Here is a 20031-nt window from a genome sequence, read left to right as displayed (position 1 = left end):
ATATTAATCTATTACGCTTTTACACTCGCATAAGCTTCGAGAATGTATTTATTTAAGACAGCTTTTAGCTGTTCCTGTCTTCCTGATTTATTTTCAATCTTTTCAAGCTGAAGGGCATGCTTTTCAAGCTTGCGGAAGTCTGCCTTTCCTTCAACGATTTCAAGGCCGATGCCTTCTGTATAGCTGCTATATCTGTCAGCAATAAAATTGTCTAATACTTTATCTTCCATTAGACGCTGTGCAACCTTTGCGCCAACCGCAAATGTGTCCATTCCTGCAATATGAGCATAGAACAGGTCCTCAGGGTCAAATGATCCTCTTCGTACTTTCGCATCAAAGTTAAGGCCGCCTGTTCCAAGGCCGTCATTTTTTAGAATTTCAACCATTGCCAGTGCTGTAGAATAGATGTCTGTCGGGAATTCGTCAGTATCCCATCCCAGCAGGGTATCACCCTGGTTTGCATCCACTGAACCAAGCATTCCATTTATGCGTGCTGTGTGCAGTTCATGCTCAAATGTATGGCCGGCAAGGGTCGCGTGGTTTGCTTCAATATTGAATTTAAAGTAGTCTTTTAAGCCGTAAGATTGCAAGAATGATAAGCTGGTTGCCACATCAAAATCGTATTGATGTTTGGTGGGCTCCTTCGGTTTTGGCTCGATTAGGAATTGTGCGTCAAACCCAATTTCCTTTGCATAATCGATTGCCATATGGAAGAACCGCGCAAGATTATCGAGTTCAAGCTTCATGTTCGTATTCAGCAGTGTTTCGTATCCTTCGCGGCCGCCCCAGAACACATAGTTCTCAGCACCCAGCTCCTTGCCGATCTCAAGTCCCTTTTTCACTTTTGCAGCAGCATAGGCAAATACATCAGCATTAGGTGCTGTCGCCGCACCGTGCAGCCAGCGCGGATGCGAAAACATATTAGCGGTATTCCATAATAACTTCGTTTTGCTGGACTTCATGTATTCCTTTATCATGGCCGTAATCTCATCTAAGTTCTTAAAAGTTTCGCTTAATGAATCGCCTTCAGGCGAAATATCAGCGTCATGGAAACAGAAAAACGGAACATTCAGTTTTTCATAGAATTCAAAGGATGCTTCAACACGCGCCTTGGCCAAATCCATTCCGGAAAATCTGTCATAGGAACGGATCATCGTTCCATTTCCGAAAGGATCTGTGCCTTCCGCAGTAAACGTATGCCAGTAAGACACTGCAAAACGGAGAAGGTCTTCCATTTTTCTGCCGTTGATCATTTCTTCAGGATTATAATATTTAAAAGCCAATGGATTATTAGAATCTGGACCTTCGTATTTTACTCCACTCACATTATTAAAGTAGTTCATTTTCATTCCTCCATCTTCTCTTTTCATTTGTTATCGCTTTCATTTGATTACAAATCGATTTTACCACCATAAACTTAGTTTGTCTATTGAATGAACTAAGTTTTATTTTTATTTTTAATTATGGTATAAATGGAATATGATTGTAATAGACAAAGAAATTGAGGATTTGAGGAGAAAGATAATGACTTGGAATCAGCAGCTGGTAAAAATGAAAAACAAATCACGCGTTCTGCAGACGATCATCGACCAATCCCCTATCTCCCGGGCTGATATCTCACAGCATTTGGGACTGACTAAAGGAACTGTTTCCTCTTTAGTCAACGAGCTGATAGAAGAACAAATCTGTTCCGAAACAGGACCGGGCAAATCGAGCGGAGGACGGCGGCCTGTGATGCTGCTCTTTAATGAACAAGCAGGATATGCCATTGGAATTGATTTAGGGGTTAACTATATTTTAGGTGTCATGACTGATTTATCGGGGAATATTGTGAGCGAACATTTGAAGCATATGAATAGCATGAGGTATGAAGAAACCATTCTTGTCATAAAAGAAGTTATCCAATCCTTATTGGACTCAACCCCTGAGAGCCCCTATGGCGTGATTGGAATCGGTATTGGAGTGCCGGGAATTGTAAATAAGGAAGGCAGCAATATCCTGCTGGCACCTAATCTGGGCTGGACAGATATCCATTTAAAGGCAGAAATTGAGACAGAGTTTCACCTTCCCGTTATTATCGACAACGAAGCGAACGCCGGAGCATACGGGGAAAAGCGTTTCGGAGCCGGGAAAAACTTTGAGAATCTCATCTATGTTAGCGCTGGAATTGGCATTGGAGTCGGCTTTATTTTACAAAACAGCCTTTACCGTGGCGCTGAAGGATTCTCCGGTGAAATGGGCCATATGGTGATCGATATAGATGGAAAAGAATGCAGATGCGGCAGCAAAGGCTGCTGGGAATTGTACGCTTCTGAACAGGCATTGCTAAACCAGGCAAAGAATATTGAATCATACTTAAAACGGGATGATTTGAACCTGGAGTCATTAGTTGAAACGGCCGAAGAAGATGAGGAAGTAAAGGATCTGTTCCATCAAATCGGCCGATGCCTTGGCATTGGCATAAACAATATCATTAATACATTCAACCCCGAGCAAATCATTATCGGAAATCGCTTAGCAATCGCCAAAGAATTATTACTGGATTCAATAATGGAAGTTGTCAAGACTCATTCCTTAAGATTCAATCAGGAAAACGTAAACATTACATTTGCAGATTTATCGATCTACTCAACAGCACTTGGGGCTTCAGCTTATGCCACAGAAAACTTTCTGAACTCGGATCTGCAGGAGAATTTAAATAAGCAGGAAAATTGATTGACCTATCAAACTCCTGCCGACCTAAAGTAAATCCTTTTTTCATTGTAATTTCTTTTAAAAACACACCGGATTATTCATACTAGAATAATCCGGTGTCATACTTAAAAGAGTATCATAAATGTTTTTATAGTGAAAAGGAGTAACCTTTTTCTTCACTCAAAGCTTTTCTATATATCTTAGAGGCTGCCATAGTGTCCAGAAACCCAACCCCGACAGATTTATAAAAGGTTATTTCACTTGATTTTTCACGTCCAGCTTTTTCCCCGCATACTATTTCACCAATTTCACCATAAATGAGATGCGTATTCCATTCTCCTTTATTATGCGGAACAAGGAAATCTCCAGCCTCGTGCATGGCTCCTTCCAATGTATCGACAACTACTTTATTGCTCCTGATAAGTGTTAGAGAATCAACCTCTTGCATATGCGCCTGATAGGAACCGATGGCATTAATATGAGTTCCTTCCCTCAGTACAGATCCATTAAATATGGGTGTTGAACTTTTCGTACTGCAGATGACAATATCTGATTGGGCAGCAGCCTCATCGGCAACCGCTTGAATTGTAATGGTCCCCCTCCAATCTGGATACAAAGAATGGATTTCATTTTTGAATACTTCCGCTCGTTCTATTGTGCGATTATATAAAATGATATGTTCTAATTCCATCACAGACATGACAGCTTGAATTTGGCCTGCAGCTTGAGCTCCGCACCCTAATACAGAACAGACTTTTGAATTCTTCCGAGCTAAATATTTCGTTGCCACACCGCTTGAAGCACCTGTTCTTAAGACCGTTAAGTAGCTGGCATCCATTAACGCAACATGCTCGCCTGTACGAGTATCAGTCAGCAGAATCACTCCCTGTAGAACTGGTTTGTCCCCGCCGGAATTGCGGGAAAAATGCTTACAACTTTAACTGCTGTATAATTTTCTGGTTCAATATAGGAAGGCATATATAAAGTTTCCGCTTCGTATTTAGAATGAGGAATCGACATTCTTACAGGTGTCAGCGTTTTATTCCGTTGGCCATAACTAAATGCTTTTTCAACATCCTGAATACACTCTTCCATTGAGTATAATTCTTTTATCGTTTCTTTACTAATCACTAACATAGTAATTCACTCCAATATGAACTTGTCGTATATTCGTTAATAGAATCAAATATTTTCTCCCCGGAGCTCAGTTTTTTGGCTTCTTTCTACATATTGACAGTTTTATTTTGATTTTCATGTGTTTTCTTTGAAGAAAACCTGTCCAATCTAAACGGAGTTAAATCAATATCTGAATTGCCCTTTGAAATTAGGTCACTCATAGCACTGCCTGTTGATAGTGCCATTGAAATTCCACTCATCGCATGGCCGGACGCGATAAATAGATTATTCAGAGAAGGCACTTTGCCTATTATTGGCAGACCATCGGGAGTCATAGGCCGCATTCCGCACCATGGCTGCTCATCTCCGCGAACTGCTGTACGTAAATATTGAGCCGCAGAACTCTTTAAACTATCAATTCGGCGCTGATCCAGATTAGTATTAATGCCCGAAAGTTCCATTGTTCCCCCGATTCTTACTGAATCATGAAACGGGCTAATCGTCACCCTTGAATCCCCTAAGTAAAGCGGCTGCTGAAACTGAATGGAAGGATTTGAAATGGTGATGCTGTAGCCTTTCCCTGCAGTCATGGGGATGTGCAATCCAGCTTGTCTTAAAACCAGGCCTGCCCAGGCTCCTGAAGTGACAAGAAAGTGATCCCCTTCCATGGTTTGCTCTCGGATTTTAACCCCACTGATCTTGTCCCCTTCTTGGATGAATCCCATTGCTTCCGTATGGGAAAGCACTTCAACCCCATTCGAGATAAGCCAGTCTTTTAGAGCTTTTGTAAGCGTTTCAGGGCGAACATGCCGTTCAGAAGGGAGATAAATGCCTCCAGCCACTGCATCAGAAAGGGCAGGTTCCATTTCTAGTACTTCTTTTTTAGATTTTGCAGCAGGCGCAGGTAAACCAAAGCTCTCAACAATACTATAGTTATCTAGCTTTTCATCAATATAACTTTTGTCTAAGAATACAAAAAGCAGCCCTTTTCGATACATTTCAAATTCCAGACTGCCATCTTGCTCCAGTTCATCGAATAATCTCAAGGTATTTCTGCTCAATTCCAAACCAGCAGCATACCCTTTCTGGTAGGCCTCTTCACTGCAATACCTCCAGAATTGGAGTAGCCAGGGGGACAATGAAGCGAAAATGGATGGCTTAATATATAGAGGGCTATCCCGTTTTAACATCCACTTCAAACTTGCCTTAATCAGACCCGGAGCAGGAACCGGATCGGATAAACTGGGGCACACCCATCCCATATTTCCGCTCGAACATTCCGCTCCGGGTTCACCTTTGTCAATTAATACTACATCCAATCCCTTTTTCCTAAGGAAAAAAGCGCTTGCTAAGCCAATGATTCCTCCGCCAATAACGATAGATTTCGTCATTACCTTCCCCTCCATTATTAGTAATACTTCAAAATAGGATAATACTATAATTGTACAGATAGAATATTCTGAACAAAATGTACAAAATATATGATAAAAAGGGGTTGTAAGCTAAATTTTTTGTGGCATTTTACATTCTAATATGCAGGAATTAAAATACATAGATAAGATTATGGTAATAATAATCGAATCCTAGCAGGAATTAGCAGTATTTTTTGTGAAATTTGCACATAGATAAAGACTTTCATAGATAATATATTTAAAATACAGAATTTTTTAAATAAATCGAATAATCTAGCGATGAAGGAGGGATAATATATAGCTGGTTACTCTGGTGGTTCGATCTATTTATGCAGCACGCACCCTAATTATGTATTAGAGATCCTATATTTTTGAGGCTTTATAACAAAGGGGTTGTTTTATTTGAAAGAAAACCAGGTAGTTTGGGGTTCAAGGATTGGATTTATATTGGCAGCAATGGGTATGGCAGTGGGTACCGGAAATATTTGGAGGTTCCCGCGAATGGTTGCTGAACATGGCGGAGGTTCTTTCTTAATCGGCTGGGCCATTTTTTTATTTGTCTGGTCATTGCCGCTTATCATGGTTGAAATATTCATCGGAAGAAGAACCAGAATGGGAACGATGGGATCCTTTGGAGAATTTATCGGCAAAAAATTTGCCTGGTTTGGACCTATTATCACGATCGTTTTAGCCGGAATCACATTTTATTATTCTGTAGTAGTGGGATGGACTTTTAAATACTTCATCTTAGCATTACAGGGAACTTTTACAGAAAAAATTGACTCAGCTGCCCAGTGGGAAAACTTTACGGGTCATGCGGCAGAACCAGTCATTTATCACTTTATTGCAGCTGCTCTTTGTGGAATTGTCGTTTTTATAGGGGTTACAAAGGGAATTGAAAGAATATCTAAGATATTCCTGCCGCTTTTATTCCTCTTACTCATCTTTACTGCTTTCCGCTCCATCACCTTGCCGGGAGCAATAGAAGGGCTTTCATACATGTTTACACCTCAGTGGGAATATCTAGGGAAAGCATCAACTTGGCTTCAAGCTTTATCCCAATCTGCATGGTCAGTCGGTGCTGGCTGGGGATTGTATGCCACATATGCCATTTATACAAAAAAACGTGATGACATTGCCCAAAATTCGTTAACAGCAGGCCTCGGAAACAACTCAGTCGAATTACTTGCCGGTTTAACCATCATTCCAGCTATCTTTGCTTTAGCGCCTTCGCAAGAATATATTACCCAGGCAACAAGTTCAGGCAACACCGGATTAACCTTTATTTATATGGTAGAATTGATTAGCGTCATGCCGCAGACTTATATCTTTGGCGTTGCATTTTTTGGTGCATTGGCATTTGCAGCTTTTACTTCATTAGTTGCAATGGTTGAATTGATTACTAGAAACCTGTCAGACTATGGAATCCGCAGAAACAAAGCAATCCTGCTAACTGTTGTTTTGATTTTTCTTGGAGGGATCCCTTCAGCCATTAATATGAAAGTGTTCAATAACCAGGATTGGGTTTGGGGAGTTGCGCTGCTGCTTTCATGCTTCCTATATGCGTACGCTGCGATAAAATATGGTGTCGAAAAAATGCGTGACGAGATAAATGAAGTCAGCTTCATTAAGATAAACAAATGGTGGGTTTATTCCATTAAGTATTTAATACCCGCTCTGTTTGTCATTGTAACTGGATGGTGGCTATATCAGGGTGTGACATGGTATCCTGACACTTGGTGGAAGCCATTCGAAGAATTTAATGTTGGAACAATAATCCTGCAGCTCGGAATTACTTTCCTGCTTGCATTCGTGCTGCTTCGATTTAATAAAAGATTAAGAAGCTCTGTAATAGAAGAAGGACTAAACGATCAAGAAACTCCGATTCCTTCAAATACAGACATCAAGGAGGAATTATAATGACTGCATCTGCAATAATTATGATGATCTTTACCTTGGGCTTATTCTGGGGGGCTTTTCCTATATGATTTATAGAACCCTTACAACAGACTACCATGACAAGTAATTAAATAAAAAAGGTGCCAGGTACCATATTTCATGGTTAACCTGGCACCTTTTATTTATTTACTCCGTATGAACATAATGTTTGCTTAATAAATACCTATCTACTTTTCTGCTTACAGTTAATCCGTTCTCTATTGCCCCGTCAATGAAGCCTGCCCAGCCATTTGCATAAGTCGTACCAGCTAAAAACACAGAACCTTCAGGCGTGTTCCACTCTTCATGATAGGCAGTTAACTGTTTGGGTCTCAGCATTGGCCAGGTTTCTTTTGAGAACTCGTCATTGACCCAATCGTGTCCTGTGCTTTCAAGTACTTGTATATCCGGAATCCAGTATTTTAATGCCTCTTCTACCGCTTCCCTGTCGTTCGGATTCAGCTTTGCTGCACTTGGACCAAAACCGACAAGGATGCTATTGCCATCAGCATACCGATCCAAATGAACTGAATTTAAAGAATAGCTGCCAGGGGCTAATGCATCGAATGGCTCTAATTCTCCTTTCACTTTTGCCCACACTTTAACGCCTTTTGAGGTTTGTCCCTCTCTGGAAGATTCCCTTTTTGCTTCTGAAAGCGATGGCTGGAACTCAATATTATTTAGTGTCGATAATGGTACTGTAACGATCACTGCCTTGGAAGCATAACATTCCCCTTCTGCCGTAAAGACTTTAGCAGATCCATCTTCATGTTCAATTCGTCCAACGATAGCAGATAACTTAATTTCCGCACCACTGTCCGCAGCAATTGATTCGATTAACTTTCTGGTTCCATGTTTTATGCGGAAGCTCGAGACCATCGCACTGTGAGTATCCCAGTTTCCTTGGGAAAAAGCCCACCAGCGAAATATCTGTGTAACCGCACCCTCTGCAGGATCTCCGCAATAATCTGATCCAATCCAGCCATGCAGCACATCGAATTCTTCTGTTGTTAAATTGATATCTTTTAAGAATTGCTCTCCAGATACATGATCCATATTCCGGAAACTTTCTGTATAAAGGGGTTCAAATGGATATGGCATATGCTTATTGCTTTCCTTCATGACCCTTTCAACAGTTGCTCTAAGCCTTGCTTTAAACTCATCAGCTGTTGATGAATAAGTTTTTCCGCCTGTAATCCAATACACTTTTTCTGCTTTTGGCCCTGAAGCCAGTTCAAGCCCATATCGTGTAATTTCAGACCATACATGCGGCTGATGCCAATGAACATATGTACCTCCCATTTCGAGGTCTAACCCTAAACGGTGATCCACCCATGTTCTGCCGCCAAGTCTATCACGCGCCTCCAGGACTAATACTTTTTTGCCCAGCATCTTTAACTCCCTTGCAGCAGTCAATCCGGAGAAACCTGCGCCAATGATAATAACATCATAATTTTTTATAGTCATTTTCTTCATTCTCCTCTCAGTTTCATGAAATAAACTGCAGCGCCTTATAGGCGAACTGCAGTTAAAATAATTTTATAGTTCATCCCTCACAGCTGGGGTTACATTCTCTGCATTAATAGGTAATGTGATCTTTTTGCGGGTATACATGAAGTAATAATACACATAGCAAAGGGCTATAAACCCAAAGCCCCAATAAAGAGACGTTCTCTGTGTAGGATCAAAAGCCATAACTGCAAAGATGGACAGACACATGACAATACATAAGATCGGAATAAATGGATATAAAGGGACCTTATATTTTAAATCCTCCACTTTCCCGCCATTTTTCGTATATTGTCTGCGAAACCCTATTTGTGCTGCGGCAATGGCCAGCCATGTAAGTGTGCCGCCAATTCCGCTGACAGCCAGAAGAACTACAAATAATGTATCTGCTGCTACATAACTAGTTAAAAGGGATAACAGTGCAAAACCAAGAGTCACTAAAAGGGCATATGAAGGAACACCGCGCTTATTCAGCTTTCCAAAGACTTTTGGAGCCATCCCTGTTTCTGAAAGCGAATACATGATTCTTGTACAGGCGTAGAGACCCGTGTTTCCGACAGATAAGATGGCCGTTAAGATAACAAAGTTCATAATATCTGCTGCATATGGAATGCCTACCATATCAAAGACTGTTACAAACGGACTTTCCATTACCCCAGCCTCTTGCCATGGAACAATGGCTGATAAAACAAAGATAGCCAGAACATAGAATAGCAGGATTCTAAAAACGATAGTCCGAATGGCTCTGGGAATATTTTTTTCAGGCTCTTCGGTCTCTCCTGCAGCCACACCCATAATTTCCGAACCCTGAAAAGCATAGATCACAGACATCATTGAAATGAATACCCCAACCAAGCCAGCAGGGAATATACCGTCCCCAATGAAATTGGTTAAGTAAGGGGCTGGGGAGCCTTCCATAGAAATAACACCAAATATTGCACCTAATCCGATAATGATAAATAAGATGACAGTAAGGACTTTAATTCCAGCGAACCAATACTCTGTCTCAGCAAAAGCTTTCGTTGTAAGCGAATTAATTGAAAATAACAGAACGATAAAGATTGTACACCAAATCCATGTTTGAACATCTGGAAACCACCTTTTCATCAGCAATCCTGCAGCAACGAATTCAAGTCCGACATACATGGCCCAGCTTAGCCAATAGACCCAGCCGACAACAAAGCCGGTTGCAGGACCAATAAACTTGGTCGCATGCGCCTGAAAAGAACCTGAAACAGGCATAACAACAGACAATTCTCCCAGACAGACCATAGCCAAATACATTAGAAGACCGCCAACAAGGTATGCCATTATTGCCCCTGCGGGTCCAGCCTCCCCTATTGCATATCCCGAACCAAGGAATAGTCCTGTTCCGATAATTCCTCCCAGCGACATCATAAATAAGTGGCGGCTTTTCATTTGCCTTTTTAATGTTGATTGACCCATATTTTCACCCTGCTTTCAGATTAAATTCAATCATTTCACTCGTAAGCGCTTACAATAATGGTGAAAATTTTTTAGTCTACGGCTGCGGCTGTATTTTTAGGAAGCGGCAGTACTCTTTCAAGATCTCTCTGAATCATTAAATGGAAATGATGAACCAGATTTTCGGTGAGCGAGAATCTCCCTTGTGAATAAGCCCCTGTCTCTATCCCTGTTTGTACCATCTCACAAATATCAAGATCTTCTTTTCTAACCAGCTCATCCATTTTCATTAACTCTTTTTCTTCCTCTGTAATCTCATCACCCAAGAAAAACGTTGTGTACACATATTTTGTGGTTTTAGAGTCTATTGGTATCGATTGATGAATGGATAGATTAGCTGGACCCGGATCGAAAGAAAACCATGTATTTGGATAAAGCCAATAATACCTGCCTCCTTGTCCCATCTCAAAGTCCAAATTTTTCCCCTTTAAGGGTGTTCCCTGATAAGAATAAAAATCGGACATGGTCATCTCGTATTGCTTCATATCAAGTTTTGAAACGAGTGTCTTATGTACGATTGAACAATGATCGCACTCGAGATAATTATCAATGCCTATTTTCCAATTTGAACGGCAGATCGTCTCTTTTACGGATACACGCTTTAAGCTTTCCAGGTCGTATTTTGCCACATGCTTGAAAAGATCAGGGTATTGCACTTTCATTGAAACAGCATCCGGATTAAGATTGACAAAAATAAAAGAGTGCATAATTTCCAGTCTAATCATTTTTAAGCAAAAGTCCTGATGATCGAAATGATCGCACCCCTTCATATTCGGAGCTTTGAGGAGCGAACCATCTGTCCGGTACGTCCAGGCATGATAGGGACAAGTAAAAACGGCCTTATTCCCTTCCCCTTCAGCCAGCTTGGAAGCGCGATGAGAACAAACATTATAAAACGCCCGCAATTCTCCGTCCTGTCCGTGACTAATAATAATGGGTCGGTCAGCCACATCAGCCGTAAAATAATCTCCCGGCTTGCTAACTTGACTCATATGTCCTGCATATTGCCAAGTCTTTCTGAAGATTTCTCTTTTTTCCGCCTCCAAAACTTTTGGATCCGTATAAATCCACGATGGCAGTGTATGAGCTTCACTTAAGGTATTACTGACTCTAACTTCTTTCATAATTTTTCCCTCCTTTTACAAATACATCTAAGAATACTAAAATCAGTGTATTAAGTTTATTTTAAATTAAAAATATTCTGAATTATATGTTTAAATTGAACAAAAACAGGGATTATAAAAAAACTTTTTTTGGTTTTTTCATCTAAAAAACTGCAGGCAACTAGGTCTGCAGTTCACTTACTCTTATAATTGACTAATCATTAACTTGCATTAGAAACCGTTTTGTTCGATCTTCCTTCGGGTTGTTAAAAATGTCTTCAGAGTTTCCTTCCTCTACAATTACACCGCCATCCATGAAGATGACTCTGTCAGCTACCTCTTTTGCAAATTTCATTTCATGTGTGACAACTACCATGGTCATGCCTTCATTCGCCAAGTCCTTCATTACCTGGAGAACCTCCCTGACAAGTTCGGGATCTAATGCCGATGTAGGTTCATCATAAAGCATTACATCCGGGTTCATTGACAGCGCTCGGGCTATTGCTACACGCTGCTGCTGTCCTCCTGATAGCTGTGCAGGATAATGGTGACAGCGTTCTCCAAGTCCGACTTTTTCAAGGAGAGTATGCGCTAATTTCGCTGCTTGTTCTCTCTCCATTCCCTGTACAACTATTGGACCTTCCATGACGTTTTCAATTGCCGTTTTATGAGGAAACAAATTAAATTGCTGAAATACAAATCCAGTTCTTTTCCGCAGCTCTCTTATTTCATTTTTACGTGAACGATTTGGCTTACCTCCTGCAGCTATTATTTGAGATCCAATTTGAATGGTACCTTCAGTTGGTTCCTCTAAAAAGGTTAAACAGCGGAGGAGAGTGGATTTACCTGAACCGCTTGGTCCCATCAAGACAACTACTTCACTCTTATTTACAGAAAGGTTTATTCCATGAAGAACTTCCGTTTCTCCGAATCTTTTCTTTAAATTTTCTAATTGTATTACACCCATGATTGCCCCCACTCCTCCGATTTGGCAGAATAATATTATAAATTTTAAGGGCTGCTCTTTTTATAAGAAAATGCACTTTAATTGCTGAAAATCCAATGAAATTATACGGCTACATGCTTGGAAGCGCGTTTTTCAAACCGATCCAATATAGCTGTAAAGAATGCAATCAAAACCCAATAAAGTGCAGCTGCAACCAAGTAAATTGTCAGCGGCTCAAACGTTTTGGCTATTATCAAAGAAGACATTTGCAGCAACTCTGTAACAGTAATGACAGATACCAGGGAAGTATCCTTGATTAAAATGATAAAGGTATTCGACATGGTCGGTATGGCTACTCGTAAGCTCTGCGGCAGAATTGTATGTCTCATGGCCTGGCTATAGGTCATTCCCAGTGATACAGCTGCCTCCATCTGTCCCTTGTCAATTGATAGGATGGACGCGCGAAATGATTCAGATAAATACGCCCCAGCGTTTAAGCTTAATGCGAGAATCCCGGATGGAATGGGATCAAGTTCAATATTTATTTGCGGCAAACCATAATAAATGACAAAAATTTGTACAAGCAGCGGAGTTCCCCGAAAGACAGATACATATGCTTCAGCGGCTTTAACTAATACGGTAATTTTTGAAATTCGTGCCAAAGCCGTAAAAAAACCAAGAAAAAGTGCAATCACAATGGATATCACAGCTAAAAATATAGTCATCAAGGTTGCATATAATAATGGCGGCAAGGCTTCTATTACAATTAAAAAATCCATAAGCACTCCTCCCCTTTAACTATCTTCTTCATCTAGGAATGGACATATTGATCTTTATACAAGGACTTCTTCTTTAAATCTTATGTTTATCCCTAATTCTCCCAATTGCTCCATGAATGAAGCAAAGCGGTCTTTAATAATTAGCTCTTCTACTGAAACAATGCCCTTTTCGGTAATTTTTCCTTCTGCAATCCAATTAGCCAAAAGCATAGCAGGAATAGCAGTGGTTTTGGCCATAGAGGTGATATTGCGTTCATAGTCATAAAAGTCAACCATTTCCCAGGTATATTTCGTTTGGACGCCTGACTTCCGTCCGTTAACTTCGACTCGTAAGACCGTGATATCTTCTTTCGTTTTGCCTTGAAGCTTTGGAGCTAATATTTTTTCAGAGAATGCACGAGGTCTAATTTTCGTTCCATTTATATCAATTGGTTCATCATTAAAAAAACCAAGCTGACTAAGGAACTTCATCCTTTCCCAATGTCCTTCATACCTTACCGTTTTTTCATATAGTCTCTTCACTTTATCTTTTAACGTATAGGCGGTACTATGTGCATCTGTAATGACCGCTTCACACATGCCAACCGGTTCAGGGAATGACATTTTCTCAAATCCGGATAATGCCGGAAGTTCAACCAATTCGCCATTTTCAGCTGCTAATGCAGGTCTTGTATACAGGCCGAGTACGCTTTCGAGCCGGAACACCACTTGGTACCATAAAGGCGGCTGGGGAAACCGCGGAATGCCTCCGCATGTCATAACTGCTTCGTCAGCCTCATCCAGCATTTCGATGCCTTGTGCTGCCAAAAAGTTAGTTATACCCGGCGCAACTCCGCAGCCTGGTACAATAACCACTCCAGCCTCTTTTGCTTTTTGATCAAGCTTTACTTTTTCCTCATACCTGGATCCAACTAAATCTACTAAGTGACATTTTTCTCTGATAGCTGCTTCAATAGCTAATGGACTTAAGGAATGCGGCAAACAAGCCACAGCAACATCCGCATCCTTTAAAACATTTTGTATATCTTCAATTTTTTCAAGAGAAGCCTGTTTCCCATATACCTTTTGGTTATTGGCTATTTCAACACACTTTTCCACACTGCTTTCAATTACGTCAACGGCAGTAACCGCTGCAATCTTAGGAAACTTTGCCAATTCACATACTACAGTCGTGCCTATCATTCCAGTCCCTAGAACAACAGCCCTCATCATTTTCCCTCCTCTTATAAATACTCTTTATAGGCTCTTCAATTAAATATATCCCTTTAAAGTAAAGACAGGAGAAGAGAAATTCCTGTCTTTTAGGAGAAATTCTTTAATTTTCTAGCGGTTCCGTTCCAAACCACTTCTTATAGATTTCTGAATAGGTTCCGTCTTCCTTCATATCTGTCAATATCTGATTGACTTCCTTAACAAAATCGTCATTATCCTTTTTAATGGCCATTCCGATTTCATCCTTGTTAACAATGTCACTTGAAATCTTGAGCGGCAGATCATTTTCTTTAATGTTATAACTCATTAATAATTGATCGTTAATGATAACATCCAGACGTTTATTCATTAGATCAGCAATATAATCATTAACAGCCTTATATGTCTTTACATTCGCACCGTCCACACTGTTGGCAACTTCTTCAAAAGTAGTTCCCCCGCCGACACCCACATTTTTTCCTTTGATATCTTCTAATTTAGAGATTCCATCAGTATCTTCTCTTGTTATCAGGACGGAACCAGTCACAACATAAGGGTCAGTAAAATCAACGCTCTTTTTACGCTCTTCAGTAACCGTCATTTGTGCAATCACAATATCAAACTTATCCGATTTCAAACCTCCAATAAGGCTCTCCCATTTAGTAGCAACAAACTCAGTTTCAGCACCTAAGCGCTCGGCTATCTCATTAGAAATATCAACATCAAAGCCATCATATTTCTGATCATCATTCAAAAAGTTAAAAGGTGGATATGTACCCTCAAAGCCGACTTTCAGTACTTTAGACTCCTTTACCCGAGCTAACACACTGTCTGTTTTGCTTCCACCCGATGTTTTGCTTCCTCCGCAGCCAGCGAGCATTCCAGCAATGATCAGAACAATCAATGAAATCAAAAAGCCCTTTTTCATTCCATTTCCCCCTTAATTTCCAATATTTCAGAATGCGAACACAGGCGGCAAAATAAATGTAAGTCTATTTTTAAACACTCTAAAATATTGTTGTTCAAAATTGTAGAACAATCTACAAGAATAGTGTAAACTTAGGTTACATAATTGTCAATATTTTTTGAATATTAAAAATATTATTATACTAATATAAGAATCCTTTTTTCAAAAGATGATTAGTTTTATGGAGGTAGATTTATGAAGAAAGTTTCCATGGAAGAAAACGTTTATAACCATATTAAAAAAGCTATACTTGCAAGGAAATTAGCGCCAGGAAAGCAGCTGGTGGAAAATAATCTATCAAACTCTCTGGGTGTGAGCCGTACCCCCATTAGGAATGCGATCAAAAGATTATCAATCGAGGGTCTAGTAGATATCATCCCGAATAGAGGCGCTTTTGTTACGAATCCGACCAAAGAAGAAATGATACAAGCTTATGAATTGAGGGCTAAATTAGAGTATATTGCAGTATGCCAAGCGATGTATTTCTTAACTGAATCAGATTTTAGAGCCATTAAGGAAAATCTTGAAAAAGAAAAAGCTGCACTTTATAACCGCAGCCCGGAAGAATATGTAAGGTATAATAAGGAATTTCATATTAGCATCACACAGAAATGCAACAATAAATTTTTAAACGAGTTTATTTTAAGGCTTATCACTCAGACGAATATCTATCTGATCCTATTTGATGATTTTTTCTCAAACCCCAAACAAGAACCCTATAGTCCTGATGAGCACAGTTTTATACTTTCTCTTATCGAAGATAAGGATACCAAGAAACTGAAAATAGTGTTAGAGAACCATTTTAAACGTGCGATAGACAGCCTGGAAACTCATTATTACCGTTATAAAGAGATTGATGAAATTTTTTAGATAATCAAAAAGCATAGTGCAGTTTTTACAGGTAAAATGAGAAAAGGATTGTGTTTAGAAAGGAATGCAAAAAAATGAAAATCCTTGAAAATATAGCCCAGGACATTGTGGAAAAAACCAGTGAGATATTGGAGTATCCAATAAGCATTACCGATAATGAGGGATACATCATTGGTTCAACGGATCAAAGCAGAATCGGTATTTTTCACCGTCCTTCTCTTGACGTAATTAACAAAAATACCACGGTGGTCTGCAGGAATGAAATTGAGAAAAAATTCTTCCCGGTGTATCTGCTCCTTTAAAGTTTAATAACAAAGTAATTGGTGTACTTGGTATTGTGGGCAATCCCGCTGAGGTCGAGAAATATGTACAGCTTGTCAAAAATCAAGTTGAAATGATGTGCCAGGATGCTTTCCGAAAAGAAATAGTGGAGCTGGAAGAAAAAATGGCAGAAATGCTGGTTCATCAGCTTATTCACTATATAGACTCTGAGCAAGAAGAAAAAGAGCATATTTCCCAGTATGCGAAACTGCTCAATTTCGATCTGACCATCAATCGTGCCTGTATTATTATTGATATCACTAACCCTCCATCAGGTGACCGTAACCTTTTTGGGGATCTTTCGTTTCAATATTTCCCAAAAGAAGTGCTGAGCTTTTTAAAGTTAATTTTTCAGGAAAATGACAATGATATCGTGTCTTTACTGGACTTCAAACGTTTCATTATTTTTAAATCCATGCCCTTTCCCCAGTCATTTGCATCTTTCCTGGGAAAATTGGATGAGAGGCTGGAAAAAATCAATTCATTTCTTGACGCTAAATACAGTGTTTCTGCAAAGCTAGGTGTAGGAGATGTTCAAAATGGCCACAAGGGGTGCTCTGAATCTTACCAAAACGCTATGAAAGCATTGGATATCGGACTGGGGTTTCAAGATCACTCTCATATTCATTTGTATAATGAGCGGGAAGCCATGCTAAGTCTTTTGCCAAGGGAGCTTTCCCCTGCCTATAAGCAAAAACTCTTAAACCTAATATCTTCTTTAAGAGAGCAAGATAATTATGAGGTGTTAGCCTCTACCTTTACTGGATTCTGCAAGTACAATATGAACTTGAGTGAAGCATCAAGAAACATGTTTATCCACCGGAACACCATCATTTACAGACTGGAAAAAATCAGCGAAATCACTTCCCTTAACACCAGCAGCTTTGAACATTGCATGCTTCTCTTTACTGCCATCAAATGCTATGAAGAAATGCGGGCATCCTCCCGATGATACATTCCTAAAAAACACCTTCAGTAAGAGCCTTGCTCCTACGAAGGTGTTTTATTAATAAATCGCATCTTCGATAATAAGGTCTTTTTCTGCAAAACGTTCCACTCTTAATGGAGATAAGTCCAGAGTTTCGAAGTTTCCCGTCCGGATCAGCTCAGACAGACACTTTCCGACTGCAGGAGCCTGCTGCATGCCATGTCCGCTGAAACCAAAAGCAACATAGTAGCCTTTCATTGCAGGGTATTCACCAAGAATGGCATTATGGTCTTCCGTGTTAAAATCATACAGTCCTGTCCAGCCTCTTTCGATTTTAGCATGCTCGAAATTCTTGATCCGATTTGCCAGCACCGGCCAGATATGTTCCTCAAAAGCAGATCTTCTCCATTTAAAGTTGATGCCAGGCTCAATTTCCTCGGCATAGCCGGATATGAATTTTTCCCCTTCATGCCGGAAATAAACACCTGTCGGGTCCATCGTTAATGGGAGATAGTTTTTAAGCGGTTCCTTAATATCGAATTGAAAAATTTGTCTGGGAAGCGGTACAACAGGAAGCGGCAGTCCAGCTTTATCTCCCAATATGGAAGCCCAGGCCCCTGCACAATTCACCACCACGGGAGCATGATATTCCCGGCCATCAGCAAGTTTGATGCCCTTCACTTTCCCTGTTTCAGTAATCAGATTGTCCACTTCATCGTAAATATATTCTGCACCAAGCTTTTTGGCATATTTCACATATCCCAGCATCACAGAATATGGATCTAAATAGCCGCTTTCACTGCAATACAATCCTCCTGCGATATCATCTATATTAAGCTCTGGGATAATATTCAAAAGACTTTCCCCTTCAAGAAGCTGAGAAAGTATACCATGTTCATTTTGAAGCTTTAAGTGTTTTTCAAAACGGGGCATCATTTTGTCAGTGGCTAAAAATAAGTAGCCCCTTTGCTTAAAATCAATCTCTGCTGTTTCACCGTCAATGGACATGTCCTTTGAAAAATCTTTGTAAATCTGAAGGCTGTATTTGCTGAGCTGCATATTGATGACGGTAGTATACAGCTGCCTGAATCCTCCAGCACTCCTTGGTGTCGAAGCAAATTCATATAGCCCATCTTTCTCAAATACAACAATCCTACCTGTGAATCCATCGTTTAACAAATTATAAGCAATGCTTGAACCGATGACTCCCCCGCCAATAATAATAATATCCGCATGGCTAGACAATTCGCTTCCCTTCCCTTCTTTCTAGCATTATATAGTTATAATGTTACTAATTAGAAGTCTGGGATGCTATGTGCAAAATTCACAGAAAAAGAATATTTAGAAAATTTTTAATTGTGTATTTTAACAAGGATTTTATCTTATTGTAGAAGAATCTATTAATAATTAGCATATAAAGGGTGATGCATTTGAGTTTTTTAAAGGAAATCTCACAGTTAATTGTAGAAAACACCTCCAATATAATAGAATATCCTATTAGTATCAGCGACAATAAAGGCATCATTATTGGCTCTAGTGATACCAGCCGATTAGGAAGTTTTCATCAGGCTTCTCTTGAGATAGTGGAGCGAAAAACAACCATTGCTTATGAGATAAACGAAGTAAAAAAACTCAATAACGTATTGCCGGGTGTAGCAGCCCCAATCATGATCAATCATGAACCTATTGGAGTTCTGGGGATTGTAGGAGAGCCTGCTGAGGTGCGCAAATATGCACAGTTGGTAAAAAGCCATGTGGAATTAATGTGCCATGAGTACCTAAAAAAGAAATGACTGCGATTGAGTCAAAAACCTTGGATAACTTGATACGTTATCTTTTAAACTCTCAAAAACCTGAGGATTTGGAATACAGCATAAGATATGCCAAAATGCTGGGGTTTGATTTGGAGCCGGACCATAGCCGCATCTGCTTATTAATCGAGTTCGAAATAGGCATGGACTCCAGCCATTTAGCCAAAGACGGACAGACCTGCGATAAGTATTCCTGGCATTTTCTGCAAAATAATTTTTCCGAAATACTAAGTTATTATTTAATGGATAGTAAAGAAGATATCCTTTCGCCTCTGACACTTGATCAATTTCTGCTGATTAAAGTTATGAATAAAGATGAACCCCAAGACCTTTTTATCAAAAGATTAGAACATAAGATTCAAAGATTACTTCGTTATTTAGAGAAAGAAAAGAATTGTACAGCGAACATTTCCATCGGCAGCGCCAATAAAGGAGCGCTTGGAATAAAAGTTTCCTATCAAGCAGCTTTACAAGCATTAACTGCTGGAAAACAATCAAACCGCTCTCCAAAAATTTTCTACTATAATGATTGGAACATTATATTTGAACTGTTGGGAAATGGCTTAAATCAATATGTAAATGAGAGATTAAAGGAAAAATTGGAAGCTTTCATTAATCATGTAAATTTTCGCACCCTCGCTCAAACCTTCATGGCTTATTGCAAATGCAACATGAATATGAGCGAAACTGCACGAATGCTGTTTCTCCATCGAAACTCACTTGTATACCGCATGGAAAAAATCAATGAACTTACCAGCCTGGATATCTCAAGGTTTGATCACTGTATGCTGTTATTTTTCGCGATAAAAAACTCAGGCATATCTGCAGCAAGGCTGCAGGAAACAAAGAATCCCCTGGTACCGGGGCATGCTGAAGATGCGGCCCTCTCCTCCAAATAGTTTCACTATTAAATCAAAAAAGCAGCAAATAATTTTTGCCGCTTTTTTCATTCTTTGTCATT

The 20031-nt window shown here is 39.8% G+C and carries 16 protein-coding genes and 2 pseudogenes; 7 read left to right on the top strand and 11 right to left on the bottom strand.

Annotation, left to right across the window (positions count from 1 at the left end):
* Positions 1-11: 11 nt before the first annotated feature.
* Positions 12-1343 carry a xylose isomerase gene (gene xylA / locus M5V91_RS06865; RefSeq protein ID WP_009334243.1) on the bottom strand — a complete coding sequence of 444 codons (1332 nt, stop codon included), beginning with the start codon at positions 1341-1343 and terminating at the stop codon, positions 12-14.
* 181 nt (positions 1344-1524) lie between these two features.
* Here xylA and M5V91_RS06860 point away from each other — a divergent pair, with 181 nt between their 5' ends.
* Positions 1525-2715: an ROK family transcriptional regulator gene (locus tag M5V91_RS06860; RefSeq protein ID WP_019381288.1), complete on the top strand. Its 1191-nt coding sequence runs from the start codon at positions 1525-1527 to the stop codon at positions 2713-2715.
* A 127-nt stretch (positions 2716-2842) separates the two neighbouring features.
* Here the strand turns inward: M5V91_RS06860 and M5V91_RS06855 are convergent.
* Positions 2843-3831, bottom strand: a pseudogene (locus M5V91_RS06855) (ornithine cyclodeaminase family protein).
* A gap of 86 nt (positions 3832-3917) precedes the next feature.
* Entirely contained in the window at positions 3918-5201 is a 1284-nt protein-coding gene (locus tag M5V91_RS06850; protein WP_019381286.1) for an NAD(P)/FAD-dependent oxidoreductase, read from the bottom strand.
* 423 nt (positions 5202-5624) lie between these two features.
* On the opposite strand from M5V91_RS06850, the gene M5V91_RS06845 reads away from it, so the two are divergent.
* Positions 5625-7142 (top strand): sodium-dependent transporter, encoded by a 1518-nt coding sequence (locus M5V91_RS06845; protein WP_251174471.1) that lies wholly within the window; start codon positions 5625-5627, stop codon positions 7140-7142.
* A gap of 165 nt (positions 7143-7307) precedes the next feature.
* On the opposite strand, the gene M5V91_RS06840 is transcribed toward M5V91_RS06845, so the two are convergent.
* The 7 genes from M5V91_RS06840 to M5V91_RS06810 form a co-directional block, all read right to left on the bottom strand.
* Positions 7308-8627: a flavin monoamine oxidase family protein gene (locus tag M5V91_RS06840; RefSeq protein ID WP_019381283.1), complete on the bottom strand. Its 1320-nt coding sequence runs from the start codon at positions 8625-8627 to the stop codon at positions 7308-7310.
* Positions 8628-8699: 72 nt separating this feature from the next.
* Positions 8700-10115 carry an amino acid permease gene (locus M5V91_RS06835; RefSeq protein ID WP_019381282.1) on the bottom strand — a complete coding sequence of 472 codons (1416 nt, stop codon included), beginning with the start codon at positions 10113-10115 and terminating at the stop codon, positions 8700-8702.
* A 71-nt stretch (positions 10116-10186) separates the two neighbouring features.
* Positions 10187-11278 carry an aromatic ring-hydroxylating oxygenase subunit alpha gene (locus tag M5V91_RS06830; protein WP_019381281.1) on the bottom strand — a complete coding sequence of 364 codons (1092 nt, stop codon included), beginning with the start codon at positions 11276-11278 and terminating at the stop codon, positions 10187-10189.
* A gap of 193 nt (positions 11279-11471) precedes the next feature.
* Entirely contained in the window at positions 11472-12224 is a 753-nt protein-coding gene (locus M5V91_RS06825; protein WP_019381280.1) for an amino acid ABC transporter ATP-binding protein, read from the bottom strand.
* 101 nt (positions 12225-12325) lie between these two features.
* Positions 12326-12982 carry an amino acid ABC transporter permease gene (locus M5V91_RS06820; RefSeq protein ID WP_019381279.1) on the bottom strand — a complete coding sequence of 219 codons (657 nt, stop codon included), beginning with the start codon at positions 12980-12982 and terminating at the stop codon, positions 12326-12328.
* A gap of 54 nt (positions 12983-13036) precedes the next feature.
* The gene (locus M5V91_RS06815) at positions 13037-14191 is read right to left on the bottom strand and encodes a saccharopine dehydrogenase family protein (RefSeq protein ID WP_251174470.1); all 1155 of its coding nucleotides are present in this window, start codon (positions 14189-14191) and stop codon (positions 13037-13039) included.
* A gap of 106 nt (positions 14192-14297) precedes the next feature.
* Positions 14298-15101: a transporter substrate-binding domain-containing protein gene (locus M5V91_RS06810; protein WP_019381277.1), complete on the bottom strand. Its 804-nt coding sequence runs from the start codon at positions 15099-15101 to the stop codon at positions 14298-14300.
* Positions 15102-15335: 234 nt separating this feature from the next.
* Between M5V91_RS06810 and M5V91_RS06805 the strand changes: the two genes are divergently transcribed.
* The 3 genes and pseudogenes from M5V91_RS06805 to M5V91_RS06795 all read left to right on the top strand — a co-directional run bounded on the left by M5V91_RS06805 (position 15336) and on the right by M5V91_RS06795 (position 17283).
* The gene (locus M5V91_RS06805; RefSeq protein ID WP_019381276.1) at positions 15336-16010 is read left to right on the top strand and encodes a GntR family transcriptional regulator; all 675 of its coding nucleotides are present in this window, start codon (positions 15336-15338) and stop codon (positions 16008-16010) included.
* Positions 16011-16084: 74 nt separating this feature from the next.
* A pseudogene (locus M5V91_RS06800) lies at positions 16085-16422 on the top strand (sugar diacid recognition domain-containing protein); the annotation flags it as partial.
* Positions 16405-17283, top strand: coding sequence for a PucR family transcriptional regulator (locus M5V91_RS06795; RefSeq protein WP_369425980.1), 879 nt, complete (start codon positions 16405-16407; stop codon positions 17281-17283). The pseudogene M5V91_RS06800 and the gene M5V91_RS06795, both read left to right, overlap by 18 nt.
* A gap of 54 nt (positions 17284-17337) precedes the next feature.
* Here the strand turns inward: M5V91_RS06795 and M5V91_RS06790 are convergent, their stop codons facing one another.
* Positions 17338-18504, bottom strand: coding sequence for an NAD(P)/FAD-dependent oxidoreductase (locus tag M5V91_RS06790; RefSeq protein ID WP_019381274.1), 1167 nt, complete (start codon positions 18502-18504; stop codon positions 17338-17340).
* A 185-nt stretch (positions 18505-18689) separates the two neighbouring features.
* Between M5V91_RS06790 and M5V91_RS06785 the strand changes: the two genes are divergently transcribed.
* The gene (locus M5V91_RS06785; protein ID WP_284521931.1) at positions 18690-19052 is read left to right on the top strand and encodes a sugar diacid recognition domain-containing protein; all 363 of its coding nucleotides are present in this window, start codon (positions 18690-18692) and stop codon (positions 19050-19052) included.
* Positions 19053-19072: 20 nt separating this feature from the next.
* Positions 19073-19969, top strand: a complete 897-nt coding sequence (locus M5V91_RS06780; RefSeq protein ID WP_284521930.1) for a PucR family transcriptional regulator — start codon at positions 19073-19075, stop codon at positions 19967-19969.
* Positions 19970-20031 lie beyond the last annotated feature (62 nt).

This window comes from Cytobacillus pseudoceanisediminis (assembly GCF_023516215.1).
Classification (GTDB): Bacteria; Bacillota; Bacilli; order Bacillales; family Cytobacillaceae; genus Cytobacillus; species Cytobacillus pseudoceanisediminis.
Note: the sequence above shows the minus strand (reverse complement) of the source record. Positions and strands in the feature narration are given on the sequence as shown.